The sequence below is a fragment of the bacterium genome (genome assembly GCA_020440705.1).
In the GTDB taxonomy this organism is placed as follows: domain Bacteria; phylum Krumholzibacteriota; class Krumholzibacteriia; order LZORAL124-64-63; family LZORAL124-64-63; genus JAGRNP01.
Map to the genome: position 1 here is coordinate 32658 of JAGRNP010000006.1, position 20017 is coordinate 52674.

14 protein-coding genes are annotated in these 20017 nt (G+C 71.0%); 10 read left to right on the plus strand and 4 right to left on the minus strand.

Features of this window, described 5'->3' with window-relative positions; translation table 11 throughout:
* Positions 1-6: 6 nt before the first annotated feature.
* On the minus strand, positions 7-2079 hold the full coding sequence (locus KDM41_02095) for a S9 family peptidase (protein MCB1182194.1): 2073 nt from the start codon (positions 2077-2079) through the stop codon (positions 7-9).
* A 210-nt stretch (positions 2080-2289) separates the two neighbouring features.
* Between KDM41_02095 and KDM41_02100 the strand changes: the two genes are divergently transcribed.
* Positions 2290-3249: a PAS domain S-box protein gene (locus tag KDM41_02100; GenBank protein ID MCB1182195.1), complete on the plus strand. Its 960-nt coding sequence runs from the start codon at positions 2290-2292 to the stop codon at positions 3247-3249.
* 23 nt (positions 3250-3272) lie between these two features.
* On the opposite strand, the gene KDM41_02105 is transcribed toward KDM41_02100, so the two are convergent.
* On the minus strand, positions 3273-3923 hold the full coding sequence (locus tag KDM41_02105; GenBank protein ID MCB1182196.1) for an FMN-binding negative transcriptional regulator: 651 nt from the start codon (positions 3921-3923) through the stop codon (positions 3273-3275).
* 126 nt (positions 3924-4049) lie between these two features.
* On the opposite strand from KDM41_02105, the gene KDM41_02110 reads away from it, so the two are divergent.
* The 6 genes from KDM41_02110 to KDM41_02135 all read left to right on the plus strand — a co-directional run bounded on the left by KDM41_02110 (position 4050) and on the right by KDM41_02135 (position 14265).
* The gene (locus KDM41_02110) at positions 4050-6485 is read left to right on the plus strand and encodes a leucine--tRNA ligase (protein MCB1182197.1); all 2436 of its coding nucleotides are present in this window, start codon (positions 4050-4052) and stop codon (positions 6483-6485) included.
* Between the two features lie 115 nt (positions 6486-6600).
* Positions 6601-9036, plus strand: coding sequence for a T9SS type A sorting domain-containing protein (locus KDM41_02115; GenBank protein ID MCB1182198.1), 2436 nt, complete (start codon positions 6601-6603; stop codon positions 9034-9036).
* A 145-nt stretch (positions 9037-9181) separates the two neighbouring features.
* Complete coding sequence (locus KDM41_02120) at positions 9182-10969, plus strand: hypothetical protein (protein ID MCB1182199.1); 1788 nt, start codon at positions 9182-9184, stop codon at positions 10967-10969.
* Entirely contained in the window at positions 10966-11964 is a 999-nt protein-coding gene (locus tag KDM41_02125; GenBank protein MCB1182200.1) for a hypothetical protein, read from the plus strand. The genes KDM41_02120 and KDM41_02125 overlap by 4 nt, the downstream gene beginning before the upstream one ends.
* Before the next feature lie 113 nt (positions 11965-12077).
* The gene (locus KDM41_02130) at positions 12078-12665 is read left to right on the plus strand and encodes a hypothetical protein (GenBank protein MCB1182201.1); all 588 of its coding nucleotides are present in this window, start codon (positions 12078-12080) and stop codon (positions 12663-12665) included.
* Positions 12666-12792: 127 nt separating this feature from the next.
* Positions 12793-14265, plus strand: coding sequence for a CRTAC1 family protein (locus tag KDM41_02135; GenBank protein ID MCB1182202.1), 1473 nt, complete (start codon positions 12793-12795; stop codon positions 14263-14265).
* 17 nt (positions 14266-14282) lie between these two features.
* Here the strand turns inward: KDM41_02135 and KDM41_02140 are convergent, their stop codons facing one another.
* Positions 14283-14861: a DUF1579 family protein gene (locus KDM41_02140; protein ID MCB1182203.1), complete on the minus strand. Its 579-nt coding sequence runs from the start codon at positions 14859-14861 to the stop codon at positions 14283-14285.
* Positions 14862-15054: 193 nt separating this feature from the next.
* Here KDM41_02140 and KDM41_02145 point away from each other — a divergent pair, with 193 nt between their 5' ends.
* Both KDM41_02145 and KDM41_02150 read left to right on the plus strand, forming a co-directional pair.
* Positions 15055-15246: a hypothetical protein gene (locus KDM41_02145; protein ID MCB1182204.1), complete on the plus strand. Its 192-nt coding sequence runs from the start codon at positions 15055-15057 to the stop codon at positions 15244-15246.
* Positions 15247-15362: 116 nt separating this feature from the next.
* Entirely contained in the window at positions 15363-16559 is a 1197-nt protein-coding gene (locus KDM41_02150; protein ID MCB1182205.1) for a hypothetical protein, read from the plus strand.
* A 14-nt stretch (positions 16560-16573) separates the two neighbouring features.
* Here KDM41_02150 and KDM41_02155 read toward each other — a convergent pair whose 3' ends face one another.
* Positions 16574-17119, minus strand: coding sequence for a hypothetical protein (locus KDM41_02155; GenBank protein ID MCB1182206.1), 546 nt, complete (start codon positions 17117-17119; stop codon positions 16574-16576).
* 181 nt (positions 17120-17300) lie between these two features.
* On the opposite strand from KDM41_02155, the gene KDM41_02160 reads away from it, so the two are divergent.
* Entirely contained in the window at positions 17301-19910 is a 2610-nt protein-coding gene (locus KDM41_02160; GenBank protein ID MCB1182207.1) for a hypothetical protein, read from the plus strand.
* The last annotated feature ends 107 nt before the right edge of the window (positions 19911-20017 follow it).

Here is a 20017-nt window from a genome sequence, read left to right on the forward strand (position 1 = left end):
AGGGCATCAGCCCCCGTCGGTCCCGTCCAGCGTCACCGTGCTCACGTCGACGGTGATCTCGTCGAGGCGGGCCTGGGTCTCGGGGGTCACGTCCTCCTGGCAGCGACCGCCGAGCTGCTTGGCCAGGAACTTCTCCATGGCCACCGCCAGGGCCTTGCGGTTGTTGGGGGCGCGGAAGCCGTGGCCCTCGTCCGGCGCCACGATGTACTCCACGTCCTTGCCCTTCTCCCGCAGCGAGACCACGATCTGGTCGGACTCGTGCTGCTTCACGCGCGGGTCGTTGGCCCCGTGCACCACCAGCAGGGGCACCTTGATCCGGTCGCTGTGGAAGAGCGGCGAACGGGCGATGAGGTCGGTCTTGTCGGCCTCGACCTCGGGGTTGCCCACCTTCTTGTACCACGAGCCCTCGAGGAAGGGCTTCCAGTACTCGGGGAAGCTCTCGATGAGCGTGATCAGGTTGCTCGGTCCCACGTAGGGGATGCCGCAGGCGTAGAGGTCGGGCGTGAAGGTGACGCCCGCGAGGGTGGCGTAGCCGCCGTAGCTGCCGCCGAAGATGGCGACCCTGGCCGGGTCGGCGTAGCCCTCGGCGATCAGCCACTGCACGGCGTCGGTGATGTCGTGCTGCATGGCGCCCGTGCCCCATTCGCGGTTGCCCGCGTTCTCGTAGTGCTTGCCGTAGCCCGTGGAGCTGCGGTAGTTCACCTGCATCACCGCATAGCCGCGGTTGGCCAGGAACTGGGCGTAGGGGTCGTAGCCCCAGAAATCGCGCGCCCAGGGGCCGCCGTGGATGTACATCACCGTCGGCAGGTTCTTCGCCTCGACGCCCTTGGGCAGGGTCAGGTAGCCGTAGATGGTCATGCCGTCGCGGGCCTGGTACTGGACCGGCTTCATGTGCGCGAGGTCCTTCGACGGCAGGTCCGGCCGCGAGCGGTACTGCAGGGTGGCCTGGCGGGTGCCCGCGTCGAAGACATAGACCGAGCCGGGGTCGACGTCGCTGCTGACGGCGACGAGCATGCGGCTCATGTCGTCGGCCATGCTGGTGACGCCGATCTCGCCGTCGGGCAGAGCCTGCTTCAGGTCGGCCCACAGCTTCTTCGCCATCTCGGTCTTGGGGTACACGCGCGTGCGGTCGCCCACGTAGAAGGTGGCGAGCAGCTCGTCGGTCTGGGGGTGGAAGACGGCCCCGCCGAAGTCGACCTGGTTCTCGGGATCCTTCTCGACGAGCTTCATCTCGCCGCTGGCGATGTCCATGAGCATGAGCTGGTCGAGGTCGGCCTCGCCGCGATTGGTCTGGATCCAGCAGTGCTTGCCGTCCGGATGGAAGGCCACGGGGAAGAGGTTCTCCTCGTAGGTGGCCGTGGCCAGCTGGGTCAGGCCCTGCAGGTCGACGCGCAGGATCTCGGCGCCGCCGCCGGGCAGCGGCCGGTAGGCCAGCCGCAGCTCGCCCTCGTTGTCGAAGACCCAGAAGCCCACGTTTTCGGTGTTCTCCCGCACGAGCACGCGCTCGCCCGAGCCGATGTTCACCTTGTAGATGTCGTGGTAGCTGGGGTCGCGGTCGTTCAGGCCCACCATGAGCACGTCGGGCGCGCTCTTGGGCACCGACAGGATCTGGGCGCGCACGCCGTCGACGGGCGTCAGGTCGCGGGCCACGGGCACGCCGGTCTCGGCCACGATGGCGCCCTTGGGGTCGACGGCCCAGACGTGGAAGTTCTCGTCGCCGTTCCGGTCCTGCACGTACAGGAGGTGGCGGCTGTCTCGGCTCCAGAAGTAGCCGGGCACGGGGCGCTCGTCGGCGGTCACGGGCTTGGCCGCGTCGAAGGGGGCGTCGGCGGCCTTGACCCAGATGTTGCGGGCGCCGTTGTAGGGCTTGATGAAGCTCATCCACCGGCCGTCGGGCGAGAGCTGCGAGCCGCTGATCTCGGGGTCGCCGAAGAAGAGTTCGCGGTCGAGGAGGGGGGCGGGACCGGTCGCCGCGGGGTCGGCGGCGGCCTGGCGCGTGTCGGCGCCGTCGCCACCGCAGCCGGCCAGGGCGGCCAGGGCGCTGCAGGCGATGAGGCCCACGAGAAGAACGCGTTTCATGAACGGGCTCCTTGGTCTGGGTGCGGGGATCGTGAAGGGGGCGGCGACACTACGCCCGCCCCCGGCGATTGTTGCAGGCGGGGCAGCGGGGTCCGGATCCGGGAGTCGACATGGGCCCCCCGCTTGTGCTAGGGTTTTCTGTAGGGCAGGGGCCGCGGCGCCGTTCGGCGGACGCGGCCTGGTCGCATGTTCCGCATCCCGAGGTGACCCTTGAGCGCTCCCCACCCGACTCCGCCGCATCTCGGCGACGACCGCAACTTCCGCACCTTCATCGAGACGATCGACGAGATCGTGCTCATCGCCAGCCGGCAGGGCCGCATCGTGTACACGAATCCGGCGACCACGCGCATTCTCGGCTTCACGCCGGCGGAACTGCTCGACATGGCGGTGCCCGACATCCACCCCGAGTGGTGCCGCGAGGAGGCGGTCGCCATCCTCGGCGAGATGCTGGACGGCAGGCGGCAGTCCTGCCCGTTGCCCCTGCGCGGCAAGGACGGCCGCATCGTGCCCGTGGAGACGCGCGTGTGGTTCGGCCGCTGGAGCGGCCAGGACTGCATCTTCGGCCTGTGCAAGAACCTGTCGGCCGAGCAGGAGGCGCTGGAGAAGTTCGAGAAGGTGTTCCGGGTCAACCCCGCTCCCATGGCCCTCTCGGACGGCGAGACGCGGCGGTTCCTGGAGATCAACGCCGCCTATTCGCGGGTGCTCGGCTGGGAACCGGACGACGTGGTCGGGCGCACGGTCTTCGACCTCGACATGGCGGTCGACCCGGAAGCCTTCCGGCAGGCCGGCGGCATGATGAGCCGCTACGGCGTGATCCGCGACGTCCCCCTGCAGGTGCGGAGCAGGGACGGCAACGTGCACGACGGGCTCTTCTCGGGCGAGGTGATCCGGGGCCAGGGCCGCACCTACCTGCTGACCGTGATGGTCGACGTGACGGCCCAGCGCAAGGCCGAGTTCGAACGCGAGCAGGTCATCCGCGAGCTTCGCAGCGCCCTCGACCAGATCGAGGCCCTGCAGCGCATCCTGCCCATCTGTGCGCACTGCAAGAAGATCCGCGACGACCAGGGCTACTGGCAGCAGGTCGAGGCCTATGTTTCCAGCCACACCGGCGCCCGATTCAGCCATGGGATCTGCCCGGACTGCAGGGAAGAGCACTTCGGGGATCTGTAGCCAGACCCCCGTGGCGAAGACATTCAGGCTTCGGGGTCGGCCTCCGGATAGAGTCCAGCCTCGCGCCTGCTCATCTCCCCGGCGATGATCGCCGCGTCTCCGCCCTGGGCGTCCAGCTTCCCCCTGATGTTCCGGAAACTCGCCGCATCCCGGTTCTGGCTCAGCTTGGTCACGTGGTCGAGCTCGGTGACCACGATCTCGAACCCCGAGATCATGGGCAGGAACTGCGCCTTGTACGCGTCCGGCAGGTTGGCGAAGTAGGTCGGCGAGGATTCGTCGCCGTTCTCGAAGTGCAGCGACAGCCGCCGCATGACCGCGGCCAGTTCGTCACCGCCGAAGAGCCGGATGGTGCCGCGGGCGTGCACGCTGAGGTAGTTCCAGGTCGAGCCCACGCCGGGCTCGGTGTACCACGACGCACTGACGTAGGTGTGGGCGCCGGTGAACACCGCCAGCACCCGGGGATTCGCCGCGAAGGCCTTGTGGTGGTCCGAGGCCTTGGCCAGGTGGCCGGTCAGGACGAGGCGGCCGTCGCGCTCGTCGGTGAAGACCGGGACCTGGGTGGCCACGGGGCGCCCGTCGGCGTCGCAGCCGGCGAGCAGCACGAAGGGGTGGGCGGTCATGAAGGCCCGCACGGCCGCGGGGTCCTCGTCCTTGAAGTAGGGGCGGTCGTACATGGAACTCCTGGGCGGTCGGGGTGGGCCGGAGATCGGGTCGGACCACCCCATTATTGCCTCGGATGCCCCGATGCGCCATATTCCCCCCTTCACCCGTCCTGAACCCGCTTTCCGAGGTGATCCGACATGGCCTACGATCCGGCGAAGATCGAGCCCAAATGGCAGCAGCACTGGGACGCCCACGAGACCTTCCGGGCGCCCAACCCCGGCGAGGGCGACGCCGCCCGCAGGCCCAAGTACTACGTGCTGGACATGTTCCCCTACCCGAGCGGCAACGGCCTGCACGTGGGGCACCCCGAGGGCTACACGGCGACCGACATCGTCGCGCGCTACAAGCGCATGACCGGGCACAACGTGCTGCACCCCATGGGCTGGGACAGCTTCGGCCTGCCGGCGGAGAACCACGCCATCAAGACGGGCACGCATCCGGCGGTGACGACGAAGCAGAACATCGCCAATTTCAAGCGACAGTTGAAGATGCTCGGTTTCAGCTACGACTGGAGCCGCGAGGTCGCCACCTCCGATCCCGACTACTTCCGCTGGACCCAGTGGATCTTCACCCGGCTGTACGATCAGGGTCTGGCCTACGAGGGCGAGATGGCCGTCAACTGGTGCCCCGCGCTGGGCACGGTGCTGGCCAACGAAGAGGTGAAGGACGGCCTGAGCGAGGTGGGCGGCCACCCGGTGATCCGCAAGCCCATGAAGCAGTGGATGCTGAGGATCACCGCCTATGCGCAAAGGCTGCTGGACGACCTCGAGGACCTGGACTGGCCCGAGTACATCAAGGACCTGCAGCGGAACTGGATCGGCCGCAGCGAGGGGGCCGAGGTCGATTTCGCGGTCGAGGGTCACGATCAAAAACTGCGCATCTTCACCACCCGCCCCGATACGCTCTTCGGCGCCACCTACATGGTGCTGAGCCCGGAGCACCCGCGGGTCGACCGGTTCACCACCGACGCCCAGCGCGGGGCCGTGGCCGCCTACAAGGCCGAGGCCGCCGCCAAGAGCGACCGCGACCGCCAGATCGCCAAGGAGAAGACGGGCTGCTTCACCGGCGCGTACGCGATCAATCCGGCCAACGGGGAGCGCATTCCCATCTGGGTGGCCGACTACGTGATGATGGGCTACGGCACGGGCGCGATCATGGCCGTGCCCGGCCAGGACGAGCGCGACTGGGAGTTCGCCGAGAAGTTCGACCTGCCCATCGTGCGCACCGTGCAGGTGCCCGCGGGGTGGGAGGGCAAGGCCTTCACCGAGGATGGTCCGGCCATCAACAGCGGCTTCCTCGACGGGATGGGCGTGGCGGAAGCCAAGGCCCGCATGACCGACTGGCTGGTGGAAAAGGGTCTGGGCGAGCGCAAGATCAACTTCAAGCTGCGCGATTGGCTGTTCTCGCGGCAGCGCTACTGGGGCGAACCCTTCCCGCTGCTGAAGCTCGCGGATGGATCGGTGCGCCTGATGGGCGAGGACGAGCTGCCCCTGACCCTGCCCGAGGTCGAGAGGTACGAGCCGTCCGGCACGGGCGAGGGCCCGCTGGCCACCATCACCGAGTGGATGGAGATCGACGATCCGGTGTCGGGGCAGAAGGCCACCCGCGAGTCGAACACCATGCCCCAGTGGGCGGGCTCGTGCTGGTACTACCTGCGCTTCATGGATCCGCGCAATTCCGAGCAGGCGTGGGATCCCGAGCTGGAGAAGTACTGGGGGCCGGTCGACCTGTACCTCGGCGGCACCGAGCACGCCGTGCTGCACCTGCTGTACGCGCGCTTCTGGCACAAGGTGCTGTTCGACCTGGGCCTGGTCTCGACCACCGAGCCGTTCCGCAAGCTGCGCAACCAGGGCATGATCCTGGGCGAGAACGGCGACAAGATGAGCAAGAGCCGCGGCAACGTCGTCAACCCCGACGACGTGATCGCCGACCAGGGCGCCGATGCGCTGCGCCTGTACCTGATGTTCCTGGGCCCGCTGGAGCGCGACAAGCCCTGGAACACCAAGGGCATCGAGGGGGTGCGCCGCTTCCTGGACCGCGTGTGGCGCCTGTACTGCGACGACGAGACCGACGCGCTGCTGCCCGCCGTGCAGGACGTCGCCCCGGCGGACGACGCCCTCAAGGTGCTGCACCGGACCATCGACGCCGTGACGACCATGACCGACGACCTGCGCTTCAACACCGCCATCAGCCAGATGATGGTCTTCGTCAACGAGATGACGGCGCTGGAGGTGCGGCCGCGGGCCGTGCTCGAGCCCTTCGTGGTGATGCTGGGCGCCTATGCGCCGCACCTGGCCGAGGAGCTGTGGCAGAAGCTGGGCCACGGCGAATCGCTGGCCTACGCGACCTGGCCGACCGCCGATCCGCGCTACCTGGTCGAGGACCTGATCACCGTCGTGGTGCAGGTCAACGGCAAGGTGCGCGACCAGTTGGACGTGCCGGCGGACATCGCCCAGGACGAGATCATCGCCCAGGCGCTGGCCGGAGAGAAGATCCGGGCGTGGACGGATGGGAAGACCGTCGTGAAGACGATCTACGTGCCGGGGAAGCTGGTGAGCGTGGTGGTGAAGTGAGAGCGGGGGGCGGGCCGAAGGGGGCGAGCGGACTGCCATCTATCCAAAACTAAAATTATCCGGTATAGTCGTCGAGCAGTCCCGGCCCACCGTCCGACCAGAGGGAGGCTCGACCATGAAACCCCGTATCACCACCTTCATCGTTCTCGGCCTGCTGGCCGCGGCGCCCGTCCGCGCCGAATGGCCCCACGACCCCTACACAGGCAACCCCATCGACGTCACCCCCGCCGGATGCGGCCTCCAGAGGACCGTCGCCGACGGTGCCGGGGGCGCGTTCGTCATCTACCAGCAGGCCCCCGACGGCGGGGACGGCGCCTACGATCTGCTGGTCCGCAGGGTGGACCATCAGGGCGAACTGGTCTGGGGAGGGGCGGTCCTGGTCCATGACGGCACCCCGACGTCGAGCCTCGCTTCGCTCGAGGCGGTTTCCGACGGCGCCGGCGGCGTCCTGGTGGTCTACAGCTACCTTGCCGGCGGGACGTTCTACCCGCAGTCGGTCCAGCGCATCAGCGGCACCGGCAGCCTGCTCTGGGGGCCCGGCGGCACGGCCGCCATCGCCGGTCCGGCCACGTTCTCCACCTCCGATCCGCAGATCGCAGCCGACGGCGCCGGCGGGGCCTTCCTGGTGTGGCAGGATTCCCGCAACTACGGTTCGTCGAACAACGACATCTGGGCCCAGCGTTTCGATGCCGGCGGCAGCCGGCAGTGGGGGGCCAGCGGCGTGGCGGTGTGCGGGGCCGTCCAGAACCAGTACCAGGCCGTCGTGTGCGCCGACGATGCGGGCGGGGCCATCGTGGCCTGGGCCGACTACCGTTCGGGCACGGACTACGACATCTACGGGCAGCGGCTGGCGGCGAACGGCTCGCCCCTGTGGTCGGTCGACGGAAAGCGCCTGTACGTCAACGGCGCCGAAACCGACATCGACCCCGTCCTGGTGCCCGCGGGAATCGGCTCGGAGTTCTTCCTGGTCAACCGCAGGTACGAGGCGCCGGCCTACAACGTCCAGTGCGCGCGGTACACCGCGCTGGGAGACGCCTACTGGTATACCTACGTATCCGGTGATCCCGGCATCTGGCAGTACGATCCTGCGGCGATCGGCGACGGCAACGGCGGCGTCTTCGTGGTCTGGCGCGACGCGCGGGACAACGGCTACGCCGGCTACCAGCTGTACGCGCAGCACCTCGGTGCGGGAGGCAATGCCCAGTTCGCCAGCAGTGGTACCCTCGTCGCACCTGCTGCCGGCAGCCAGTACGACCCGAGCCTGGCGCTCGACGGGACGGGCGGACTGCTCGTCGCCTGGGAGGACCTGCGGAACATCAACAGCGACATCTACGGGCAGCGCCTCAGCCCCACCGGTGCGAGGATGTGGGACTACTCGGGGACGCCGATCAGCCAGATCAACTCCGAAGACGACAAACCGGCCGCCGTGGCCGACGGCGCCGGCGGCATGATCGTCGGGTTCACCTCCTACCAGTTCGGCTACTACAAGAATCTCTTCGCCCAGCGGATCGGCTACCACGGCCGGCTCGGCTTCGCCAATCCGACCCTCACCGCCGTGACCGATCTGCCCCAGGACCAGGGCGGCCGCGTGCGCCTGGACTGGGACCGGAGCTATCTCGACGACTACAGCTACATGGACATCAGCGACTACACCGTCTGGCAGCGCTATGGCGGCGGGGCCAAGGGCCTGGCGCCGACCGGCGCGGACCAGGATCCGGCGCACGTGGCCGAGGTCACCGGTCTGGCCCCCGCGGCCGCCGCCGCGCGGCTGGCCGCCGGTTGGCTGCTGCTGGACCACGTCACGCCGTACCTGCGCGAGTCCTACGCCTACGACGCATCGACCTACGCCGATTCGACCGCGGCGGGCATCGTATGGACCGAGTTCCAGATCCTGGCCCACGCCAGCCAGTTCTTCTTCTGGGAGTCGAACATCGTGGCCGGCTATTCGGTCGACAATCTGGCGCCGGGTATGCCCCTGGCGCTTTCGGCCAGCTGGGTCGCGCCGGACGGGCTGCTCGCCTGGTCGCCGGGCACCGTCAGTGTGCCCGACCTGCAGGGCTATCGCCTGTATCGCTCGGCCACGCCGGGGTTCGTGCCCGGCCCGGCCACGTTCATCGGCACGACCACCGACACCACGTTCGTCGATCCGGCCCTGGCCGGCGGCGACTGGTACTACCGCGTGACCGCCCGGGACATCCACGACAACGAGAGCGAGCCGAGCAACGAGGCGCAGTTGCTGGCGGCCTCCGGGGTGGGGGACGACGCGCTGCCGGCCGCCTTCCGCCTGGCGGCGGCGGTGCCCAACCCGTTCAACCCGTCGACTCTCGTGCGGTTCAGCCTGGCCCAGGACGGACCGGCCGCAGTCGATGTCCTCGACCTGCAGGGCCGGCACGTGCGCACGCTCGTGGCCGGGGCGATGTCCGCGGGCGAGCAGACCGTCCGCTGGGATGGTCGCGACGATGCGGGCCGCGGCGTGTCCTCGGGCGCCTATTTCATCCGCCTGCGGGCGGGTGACCGGATCGCGACCCGCAAGGTGACCCTCATGAAGTAGCCGCCATCCGCGTCGGAGCAGGCAGCGGCCCGGGTCTTTCCGACCCGGGCCGCGCCCGTCCGGGCGGGGAGCCCCGGCGGGACCGAATCCGGTTCGGCGGAAACTTCCATTGGAATCCGGCGCCGAATCGCTTATTCGTTGCATCATGCGCATCAAGTCCAACACCATCATCAGCGGCATCTTCGCCGCGGCCCTGCTGTCGGCCGCCGTCCTGGCCATCCACTTCCTGCGGCTGCCGGTGGCGCCGGCCTCGGACGCGGAACGGATCGCCGACGTGCTCCCGCCTTCTCCGCCCGCGCCCTGGCTGCCCCGCCTCGCGGCGCCGCGGGCCGTGCTCGTGCTCGACGTGTCCGGCAGCATGGGCGTCGTCAACCGGCCGGCTGATCCCGGGCGCCTGCAGACGGTGGCGGCGCTGCGGTTCTTCGACAGCTACGTCCGGATGTGGCGCGAGATCGCCGGGGACGACGCTGCCGGCGCGGGGATCGCCGTGGTGCTGTTCGGCACCGTGGCCCAGACCATCGACTGGAGCGGCGACGGCGAGCTCTTCCTGCCGGTGACCGAGGCGAACCGCCGGCGCTTCACCGACGGCCTCGTCCGCTATCTCGGGCGGCCCCTCGCGTGGGGCGGCGATGCCGGCGAGGATCCGCGCCGGGCGCAGGACTCGGACTACGCCGCGGCGCTGGACGCCGTGGCCGACCTCGTGGCCGACGCGCCGAGTCCGCCGGCGGTGCTCTTCATGACCGACGGCGCCATGGATCCCCATCCCTGCTTCACGCCGCTGCTCTCGGCGGCCGTGCGCGAGCGCTACCGCAGCTGCGACCGGCGCGGCGAGGTGCCCGCCACCCTGGCGGCGGTCGGCGGCCCGCCGATCTTCGACCGGCGCGCGGGCGAGAAGCCCATCAACAAGTCCGACATGCCTCCGAACCTCGACATCGACGCCGGTGTCGCCGAACGCCTCGGGCGGCTGCTGGACGCCCGCTTCCCGGTGGCGGGGAAGGGGGGCGACGAGGCGGCGCCGCTGGCGTGGTTCCCCATCTACCTGGACACGCGACCGTGGCGCTCCGACCTGGTGGCCGTGCGCCGGATGCTGTCCGGCGACGAGGCCAACGCCCGCTTCTGGGGCACCGAGCCGGGGGTGACCCACTGCCGCAGCGCCGACGAGCTCGCCGGCCACTTCGTCGCGGCTTTCGCCCGCTGGTTCCACATGAGCGCGCTGGAGATCGCGCCGGGCGGGACGCGCTTCCGCGTGCCGGACGACACCCGCGCCCTCGTGGTGCAGGCCGCCGCCGACGCGCCGCTGAAGTCGCTGCGGCTGGTGCGCGGCGACCGCGCCGTCGATCTCGCCGGCCGGGGCCGCTTCTGGACCGGCGTGCTGGCCGACGACACCGCCGGCGACTGGGTCCTGGTGCCGGGCGGCGGCAACCTGGTGCAGGCGTCGGTCTATCTCGAACCGAGCTACGGCTGGACCCTGGCCGTGCCCACGGTGTGCCGCGAGGGCTCGGCCGGGGAACTGCCCGAGGCCCGGCTCTACATGTGCCGCTTCGCCGACGGCACGGCCGTGGCGGGCGGCGAGGTGTACGGCAACCTGCCGGCGCAGCTGCCCGGCTCCATCCGGCGCGATTCGGGTGAGGTCCTGCCGCTGGACTTCGCGTTGGCGGTGGAAAGCGGCGAGGGCCCCCGGGCGACCTACGTCGCCGCCCTGCCCGTGGCCCGGCTGAGCGAAGGCCCGGCGCTGGTCACGGTGCGGCTCGACACGCTGCTGAGCCTGGGGATCCCTGTGCGCGACCCGGCGCAGTCGCGTCCGGTCGCCGTCGAGTCCCTGACCCGCCTGGTGGTGACCGACGGCGAGGGGCGCCGCCTGCCCGGCTTCTCGCTGGAGGGCGTCCCGCACGCGCCGGGCTGGACGGCCGGCCTGAGGGGGGATGCGCCATGATGACCTCCCTCGTGCCGAACGCCGGTGCCCTGGCGCTCGCCCGACGCCGGGCGGCCGCGCGCATCGGTCTGGTCTTCGCACTGCTGGCCTTGCTGACGGCCCTGTTCTTCGCGCTGAACCTCTACGTGCTGCTGCGGATCCAGCCGCGTCCGTTCACGCTGGACCTGCAGTCGAGCCACTACGAGCTGAGCACGTCCGGCGCGGTGCTGACCTTCGTCTGGGACGGGCCGGAGAGCGGCGACGGGCCCGCCCCGGCGGAGCGGCCGCGCCTCGTGGTGGCCGGCGCACAGCTGGTTCCCGGTCGACCGGGCGTCGATACAGGGGCCGTGGGTGTACCCCTGCTCGGCCCGGTCGAGGTGGCGGTCGTCATCCCGGCCCGCGTCGCGCCGGGGCGCCACTCCGGGCACTTCGTGCTGCAGCTGCCCGCCGTGGATCCGGCCGCCTGGCCCACGGCGCCGCTCGTGGTCGCCTTCACCGACAACCCCTGGGCCGTGTGGTCCGTCCTGCGCGCCTGGCTGGTGGTGGCCGCGATCCTCGCGGTGGCGGCCTACGCCCTCTGCCGGACGCTCTTCCCGGCGCCGTCCGGTGCCGTGTTCATCAGCCGGTCGCTGTCCTCGGTCACGCCCCACGGCTCGGGCTCCACGCGCCGGGGCGTGCGCCTGCGGATGGGGCCGCTCGCGGCGCTGTTCCCGTGGCGCCGGGCCCGGCTGCAGCTGGAGGACATCCTCGACCAGGGCGGGGTCGCCCTGCTCAACTGCCCCGGCGGCACGCTGTGGTTCACGGCCGCGCAGGCGGCGCCGGTGCTGCTGATCAAGCCCAACCAGGGCACGCCGCTCTACCGCCGCGAGATCTCGCGCGAGGATCCGGACCCCAAGGGCATGGACACGGTGCTCGCCGACGAGGAGATGCTGCCCGACCGCGAGTACCTGTTCATGGATCCGCTGGCCAAGAGCTGGGTGTCGTTCAACTGGGCGCCCAAGGGCTCGGAGTCGTAACCGGCCGGCGGCGACGCCGCCGCTCGACCGGCGCGCGGCCCGGCCGGATTGACAGGGCTGCCCGGGTCGGCTAGCATCACCCCTTCGAAACGGCTCATGCAAGGGGGAAAGCCATGACCAGAACGCTCCTGCCGATCATCTTCCTGCTGCTGCCGGCCGCCGCCGGCGCGATCATCGATCCCACGCCCGACGCCATCGGCATCTACTTCGACGCGACCGCGGACACCACCTGCGCCACGGTCGGCACCGCCGGGACGGTCGATGTCTACTACCTCATCACCAACCCGACGGCGGCGGTGAGGAGGGTCATCGGGGAACGGCACGCCGAGTTCCCCACGGGCCTGGAAGGCCCGGTCCTGCCCGGTTCGCGGGGACTGCCCGACGGGTGCTTCGACTGCATCGAGACGTCGCTCTACTGCACGGGCTGGATCGACGCCCAACTCGACCAGACCTGCAGCCCGCCGCTGGCGCCCGTCGACGGGGTCGTCATCGTCCGCAAGGTCAGCCTGACGTTCCTCGTGCCGACCGAGGTGGAGTTCTACCTGAGGCCGTCCGTTTACATCGACCCCGACGGTGGGGAGCATGTGCTGTCCCCGAGCACCGGGGACTGGAACCTGCCCATGGCCACGATCAACGGCGACTGCGCGGTGGTGGGGGCGGAATCCGCCTCGTTCGGCGGGGTGAAGGCGCTGTACCGCTGAGTCCGGAGGGTTCCGGCCGCGACCCGGTCCCGCAGGGCCCGTCCACGGCCCGTTGCGGGCGAACCGGCCGCGGGACTATCTTGCCCGCCGCGACGGGGCACCACCCGCGAGGAAGGGCGAAGCGGTCATGTCGAACAGAGGCGAAGCCGGATTCCCGGCGGCGCGCGGATTCCGCCGCGCCGTCCGCCGCCGCGCCCGACTCCTGCCGTTGGGGCTCGCCCTTCTCGGCCTGAGCGCCAGCGCCGCGCCGGCTGCCGCCCCGCCCTTCACCGACATCACTGTCGCCGCCGGCCTGGCCGATCCGGGCGCCGAGCGCGGCGTGGCCTGGGGAGACTACGACGGCGACGGCCGGCCCGACATCTTCATCGCCGTGCTCGACGGTCCGGACCGCCTCTACCGCAATCTCGGCGACGGCCGCTTCGCGGAGGTCCCCGGGCCCATGAACGATCCCGCCGGCCGTTCGGCCTGCGGGGCCTGGGGCGACTGGGACGGCGACGGCGACCTCGACCTCTTCGTGGGCCGGGTGGGCCCGAACGCCCTGTACCGCCAGGATCCGGACGGCTTCACCGACGTGCGGGCCGCCGCCGGCCTGTCCGACACCCTCGTGACCTGGGGCGCGGCCTGGAGCGACTTCGACGGCGACGGCCGTCTCGACCTCGCGGTGATCAACTTCGGGCTCCTGCCCAACAGCCTGTACCGCAACCTGGGAGATGGCCGCTTCGCCGACGTCGCCGCCGCGCTCGGGGTGGACGACGAGGGGCACGGCGCCACCGGCGCCTGGGGCGACTGGGACGGCGACGGCGACCTGGACCTCTTCGTGGCCAACAAGGACGGCGCCGACCGCCTCTTCCGCAACGAGGCGGGCGCGGGCTTCACCGACGTCACCGCGGCCGCCGGGATGCTCGAGGAGGGCGACAGCACGGGAGCCGTCTGGGGCGACGCCGACGGCGACGGCGACCTGGATCTCTTCGTGGCGCGCAACCTCTCGGCCGACCGGCTCTTCCTCAACAACGGCGACGGCACCTTCGTCGAGGGTGCCGCGGCGGCAGGCCTGGCCTTCGCCGGCGCGAGCCGGGGCGGGGGCTGGGGCGACTGCGACAACGACGGCGACCTCGACCTCTTCCTCGCCGTGTCCGAGCAGCCCAGCCGCCTCTACCTGAACCTCGGCGACGGCCGCTTCGAGGAGGACGGCGCCGCGGCGGGCGTCGCCGAGGTGCCGGGCGCATCGGCGGCCTGGGCCGACCTCGACGGCGACGGCGACCTCGATCTGCTGCAGGGGAATTTCGGCGGCCACCTGCGCTGCTTCGAGAATCGCCTGGAGACCGGCGCCGGCTGGCTCGCCGTCGATCTGCGCGGAGCGGGGGCGAACACCCGCGCCGTCGGCGCCACGGTGCGCGTCTTCGCCGGCGGGCGGGTGCTGCTGCGGCAGCAGACCATGGGCGGCGGCGGCTACCAGTCCCAGGCGCCGTCCCGCCTCCACTTCGGCCTCGGCGCCGCGCCCGTCGACTCGCTGGCCGTCACCTGGCCCGACGGGTCCGTGACGAAACAGGGCCCGACCCCCGGGGGCCGGACCCTGCGCCTCGTGCAACCGCGCGACTGAGGTCGGCGGCAGCCGCCCTACTTCACCCGCTCGTAGACCAGATCCATGGCCTTCATCTCCTGGCCCTCCATGGTGTGCCACATGGCGAAGGTGACCTTGTCGTCCGAGACGAAGACCGTCTCCGAGCGCGAGGGGATGGTCATGGGTCCGAAGGTCATGTCCCCGGCGTGGCGCAGGGTCTTGCCGTCGGCGTCGAGCTGGCCGTGGGCCAGGTAGTAGCCGGTGCCGAAGTTGTCGATCCACATGCTGAAGTACTGCTGCGTGCTGTTGTCGTAGCCGTCGACGTTCATGCCGGCGAAGTCCTGGCCCATGGCCATGCCGGTGTGGTGACCCACGAAGTAGCGGCCGCCGAGGACGGCCTCGCCCCGGTAGGTGCCGGTGCTGGTGGTGGGCTCGGGGCCGTCCATGTAGGAGGTCATGGTGGTCTTCCACTCGCCGGTCAGCTTCGCCAGCAGCTGATGCTGCGGACCGGGCGTGGCGAGCTTGTACATCATCTCTTCCATGGCCTGCGGGTCCATCTGGGCGTCCTGGGCCAGCACGGGGAGCGCGCCGACCAGCAGGGCGGTCAGGGCCGCGAGAGCGAGCAACTTGCGCATGGATTTCTCCTGGGCAGGGGTGGATGGTCGTTCCAGGGCGGCGAACCCGTGGCCGCCGCATCCGGACACGATACGAGAGATCGGGGACGGCGGCATCACCCCGGGCAACAGTCGCGGCCCGTCTTCGTATGCGGGGAAATCAAGGCGGCGACCCGGTCGCCCCTCGTCGGAACCGGACACCGAAAGGACCAACATGGGATTCCTGTGGGAGATCGTGCAGTCGGGCATCGTCTACGGCCAGCACAAGAAGACCGAGACCCTCGAGGAGCGGGTCGTCGAACTGGAGCGGGGCCTGGAGGCCACCCAGGAAACGATCCGCAAGCTGGTGCGGAAACTCGAGGAGATCCACGGCCTGGACGTGGACGGCGACGGCCGCGTGGGCTGAACCCGCCCGCGCCGTGGCCGTCGCCGCAAACCCTGCCGGGGTGGTCCTGCCGAAGGGCTGCCCCGGCGCCTCCGCAGCCCCGCGCGCTGCGGGCCCCACCCTTCCGGAGGAGAACCATGAAGACCGCCGCCGCCCTCTTGCTGTGCCTGTCCTCGGCCGTGCTCGCCCGCGCCGACGACGTCCCCACCCGCATCGCCCCCGGGCCACCGAGCGGGGGCGTCGTGACCCTCGCCCTGGAGGAGCTGTGGCGCGCCGGGGGCGACGACGGCGACGTCCTCTTCGGGCGCCTGAACGACATCCTGCGTCACCCGAACGGCGAGATCATGGTGCTCGACAACCAGCTCTGCCAGGTCGAGGTCTTCGGGCCCGACGGCGCGCACCGGCGCACCCTCGGCCGCGAGGGCGACGGGCCGGGCGAGGTGCGCCAGGCCATCGGGCTGGCCTTCCTGCCGGGCGATCTGGTGGGCATCGGGTCGGGCTTCCCGGGCAAGATGGTCACCCTGACCCTCGACGGCGCCCCGGTGGCCACGCGCTATCCCATCGGCGAACCGTCCGACGGCAACATCGGCGTCATGATCAGCCTGCGCTCCGGACCGGGCCTGCTGGCCGCCACCGGCGGCCGCCTCGTCTTCGACACCCCGGAGACCAGCTACACCGAACGCTTCCTGGCCGTCTCGGACGCCGACGGCACGGGCGAGTTCACGCGCATCCTCCCGCGGCGCACGCCCATCGACCCCACCGGCCGGCTGTGGGACGAGGCGGCCGACTACTACTTCGACGGGCGCTGGACCATCGATCCGGACGGGCACATCCTCGTGCCCCTCGAGCGCGACCGGTACGTGATCTCCGTGGTCGACCGCGGCGGCCGCGAGCTGCGCCGCTTCGGGCGCGAGCTGGCCCCGCGCCGCCGCACCGCCGCCGACAAGGACCGCGCCGGCCCCATCATCAACGTCAACGGCCAGCGCAACGACGACGCCTGGGAGATCTGCGACACGGACGAGGCCGTCGGGCGCATCATGGTCGATCCGGACACGGGCGACGTCTGGGTGCTCACGCCCCACGGCGCCAACGACCAGCCCGACGGCGTGCTGCAGACGTGGGACGTGTTCGCGCCCGACGGGGAGTTCGTGCGGGAGGTCATCGTGCCCCTGGGCCACGAGATCCGCGAGGGGTTCTGCTACCTGGTGGGCGACGGCCTGCTGGTCGTGCAGCGCGGCACGGGCACGTCGCTCGTCGAGAACGACGCGGCCACCGAGCCCGCCGACGCGGAAGAGCCCGAGCCCCTCGAGGTCATCTGCTACCGGATCCGCTGAGGCCGTCGGTCGGGTCAGGCGGTCGCGCGCCCCTTCCCGAGGCTGCGCCACAACGCCACCAGGAAGATGCCCAGCGTGATGCCCATGCCCGCGTGGACGACGCCGTAGACGGCGTAGCGCAGGGCGTGGGACCCGCCGAGGAAGGCCGCGTCCACGGCGGCGAGGTCCGGCTGCCCGCCGCGCACCGCCAGCAGGATGTGGTACCCCTTGACCAGCTGCAGCGCCAGCGAGGCCACCGTGAACGGCAGGTAGCCCCACACGAGCGCCGCCAGCGGCCGCGGGCCGAGTTCCGCTCCGCCGGCCTGGCGTGCGAGCACGAGGGCGCCGCCGAGCACCAGCGGCATGATCACGGCCATGGTGAAGATGTGGCCGTGGGAGAGGGCCAGGGTGAGCAGGCTCTCCAGGTGCAGGCCGGGTCCGGCCATTTCCCAGGTCAGCTTCCTGGCCGATTCCTGGAACGAGATGCCCACCAGCAGCCCGACGATGCCGGCGGCGGCGGCGAAGCGGATCAGGGTGCGCAGGGCGCGGCGGTAGGTTTCGGGTAGCGGGGCGGTGGTCATGGGCGACGGCTCCTGTTGCGGGGAAGCGGCGGGGAAACGGGAACCGGGGCACGTTAGTCCAGGGCGGCGGCGGCGTCCAGTGGAGGTGCGGGCGGCCGGGCCGTGTCGGGAAAACCCCGCGTTCTGCGCGTTGGGGGGAAACGGCCGGCTCTGCCGCAGCCCCAACCCCCGGAGGACCGCCATGACCACCCGCACCATCCTCAGCCCTCGGCCGACAGCCCTCGCCTTCGTCCTTCTCGTCGTTCTGGCGGTCGCGTCCTGCGGCGGGAGCGACGATCCCGGCCGCCCCGGCGCCGCGCCCGTCGCCCTGACGGTCACCCCGGCCGCCGGGCCGGTGGGAACCGTCATCGAAGTGGCCGGCCTCGATCTGACCGGCGTCGCTCCCGGACGCATCGGGGCGACCATCGGCGGCCGGCCCGCAGCGGTCTCGCTCGCGGCCGACGGCACCCCATTGGCGGCGATCCCCCTCTTTGTCGCCCCCGACGGCCACCTGGCCGGACCTACGGGCGAGGCCCTGGACGTCACGATCCTGCGGGACGGCGAGCCTGCGGGCGTCGCCGCGGCCGCCTTCACCGTCACGGCCCTGCCGGCCGCGCCCGGGGCCGTCAGCCGGACCGCCACGGCCCTCGGCGCCATCGTCGACGATCTGGAGACGGTGAGCGGCGCCCTGCTGCCGGCGCCGAGCCTCGAGCACGGCTACGCGACCGCCCTGGCGGGGGCCGCCCGCGAACTGATCGCCGGGTCGGCCGACTCCTCGCTCGTCTCGCTGGTGGCGGCCCTGGCGGCCGAGGATCCGGCGGCGCTGGCGGACCTCGAGGGGATCCTGGCGGCGTCGGGCCTGGAGACGATGCTGCAGGAGGTGGCGGCGGGCTTCGCCGTCCTGGCGCAGGAGTCGCGCGCCGTCGCGCGCACCGGGTCGGCGGCGAAATCCGCCGACATGACGGACAGCGATCTGGCCGCGCGCATGCAGCTCTATGTGATGATCCGCGACGTGGGGGAGCAGGTCATCGGCCGGACCAACGCGACCTGGGGCACCTGGATGGGCACCATCGTCGGGGGAATCTCCTTCGTGGGGGTCGGCGGCACCGCGGCGGCGCCCGGTCTCGCCCTGGCCGGGACCATCGGCACCGTGCTCGGACTGATCGACACCGCGGTGAACAAGGTGGCGCTCGGCTACCTGCCGGCCCACGTGGACGCCTTCGACCTGCAGGTCGGCGAGGCGTTCGTGGCGCCCGGCGAGGTGCCGACGACGCTCATCACGCTGCGTGGGGTGAACGAACCGGTCTCGATCACGACCCTCGACCTGGTCGACCTCGTGCTCAACGCCATCGGCGTGCTGCCGGACGACCTCCCGTCCGGGCACCCGCGGCGGGTGGCCCTGATCCAGACCATCGACTACTTCCTGTCGATCTTCCGCGGGCTGCTCGCGAACTACGCGGGCATGTATCCGGACGCCGACCTGGCCTTCGACGTGGCGAGCATCCCGCCCATGAGCTGGAGCGTCGAGGTGACCGACGCGCGCTACGTTTCGCCGCGCTCCCTGACGCCGACCGTGATCGACGCCAACGGTGGCGGCATCCTGGCCTGGCGGGCCGCCACGGACGGCGCGGGTGAGGGCCGGATCTTCGCGAGCATCAACAGCGGGCCCGAGGTCACCTCCCTCGTCCAGATCCCCGGCTACACCTACAACGCGGGCGCCTTCGGCGACGACATCCCGGTCACCCCGACCCGATCGGTCGAGGTGGCGCTGCCCGTGTTCGCGGTCTCGTCCATGAATCCGTCCATCGCCCCGGGCGGTGCCAACGGACTGGAGGTGCGGGTCGGGTCGGTGACGGCGACGGGCGACACGATCTGGGTCGCCGGCGCGCAGGTGGCCTGCACGACTTCCGGCGGCACGGCCTCGCCGGCCACGGGCACGACCGGCGGCGACGGGCGATTCGACACCATCGTGACCCTCGACAGCGGCAGCACCTCCGTGACCATCGACATCGCCGTCGACGCGGGACACGGCCGGCGGGCGTCCGACGTGGCGGCCGCCTCGAGCTCGCCGGTCACCTTCACCCTCGTCAGTTCGCAGGCCCTGACCTCGCACGAAGTGCGGGGGCACATCCTCAGTCCCCAGCGGATCATCGGCCAGGTCTTCTACGACGAACTCGCCTCCGACGGCCGCACCGTCGAGGGCGACCAGGGCGCGGCCGCCGCCGTGGACTACGAGAACTCGGGCAGCTACGACTGGGGCGGCGGCAACGTCATCACCATGAACGTGACGGGCACCGGGGCGGCGGCCGTCGTCGTGGGCGGAGCCGGCACGACCCGGACGATCTCCGCGTCGGCCAGCCGTGCCATGCGGGTGGAGGTGCAGAACGCCCCGCCGGAGACCGACACCTACTGGGGCTTCGCGAACGCCATCGACGGCACGGCCTACGCCGGGTTCACCTTCCGCGTCGAGGGGGGCTCGTTCCACCTCAACGCCCAGGCCGACATGCCGGACCTCGGGGGCGTGGACATCCACCGGCGGGGCAGCTGGGATGCATCCTACTACCCCCTGTGCGCCCGGGCGGGGCATGCCTGCACCGACGTGCCCCAGGGCAACGCCTTCGACGGCATCCTGCCGGCAGGGACCTACGACGTGTACGTCCACCTCGACACGCAGCCGAACGAGACCCGCGGGCTGGAACTGGGCAATGGGACGGCCTTTTCCATGGGGCGGGAGGGCACGGCTTCCTACAGCGAGTCGGTGAGCATGACCCTGACGATCGATCTGGCGCCGGGCACGATCCCGGTGGAATAGGACCGCGGACGCCGTCGCCCCGGCGGGCCCGACCAGGGGCCGGCCGGGGCGTGGTGGCGAAAGATCACAATAACGTGAATAATTGGGTATTGTTTTGAAACCTCAAT

Bases quoted from the DNA above. Each gene is read 5' to 3' on its own strand.
- KDM41_02095 (MCB1182194.1), bottom strand. From the start codon at position 2,079: ATGAAACGCGTTCTTCTCGTGGGCCTCATCGCCTGCAGCGCCCTGGCC.
- KDM41_02105 (MCB1182196.1), bottom strand. From the start codon at position 3,923: ATGTACGACCGCCCCTACTTCAAGGACGAGGACCCCGCGGCCGTGCGG.
- KDM41_02110 (MCB1182197.1), top strand. From the start codon at position 4,050: ATGGCCTACGATCCGGCGAAGATCGAGCCCAAATGGCAGCAGCACTGG.
- KDM41_02115 (MCB1182198.1), top strand. From the start codon at position 6,601: ATGAAACCCCGTATCACCACCTTCATCGTTCTCGGCCTGCTGGCCGCG.
- KDM41_02120 (MCB1182199.1), top strand. From the start codon at position 9,182: ATGCGCATCAAGTCCAACACCATCATCAGCGGCATCTTCGCCGCGGCC.
- KDM41_02125 (MCB1182200.1), top strand. From the start codon at position 10,966: ATGATGACCTCCCTCGTGCCGAACGCCGGTGCCCTGGCGCTCGCCCGA.
- KDM41_02130 (MCB1182201.1), top strand. From the start codon at position 12,078: ATGACCAGAACGCTCCTGCCGATCATCTTCCTGCTGCTGCCGGCCGCC.
- KDM41_02135 (MCB1182202.1), top strand. From the start codon at position 12,793: ATGTCGAACAGAGGCGAAGCCGGATTCCCGGCGGCGCGCGGATTCCGC.
- KDM41_02140 (MCB1182203.1), bottom strand. From the start codon at position 14,861: ATGCGCAAGTTGCTCGCTCTCGCGGCCCTGACCGCCCTGCTGGTCGGC.
- KDM41_02145 (MCB1182204.1), top strand. From the start codon at position 15,055: ATGGGATTCCTGTGGGAGATCGTGCAGTCGGGCATCGTCTACGGCCAG.
- KDM41_02150 (MCB1182205.1), top strand. From the start codon at position 15,363: ATGAAGACCGCCGCCGCCCTCTTGCTGTGCCTGTCCTCGGCCGTGCTC.
- KDM41_02155 (MCB1182206.1), bottom strand. From the start codon at position 17,119: ATGACCACCGCCCCGCTACCCGAAACCTACCGCCGCGCCCTGCGCACC.
- KDM41_02160 (MCB1182207.1), top strand. From the start codon at position 17,301: ATGACCACCCGCACCATCCTCAGCCCTCGGCCGACAGCCCTCGCCTTC.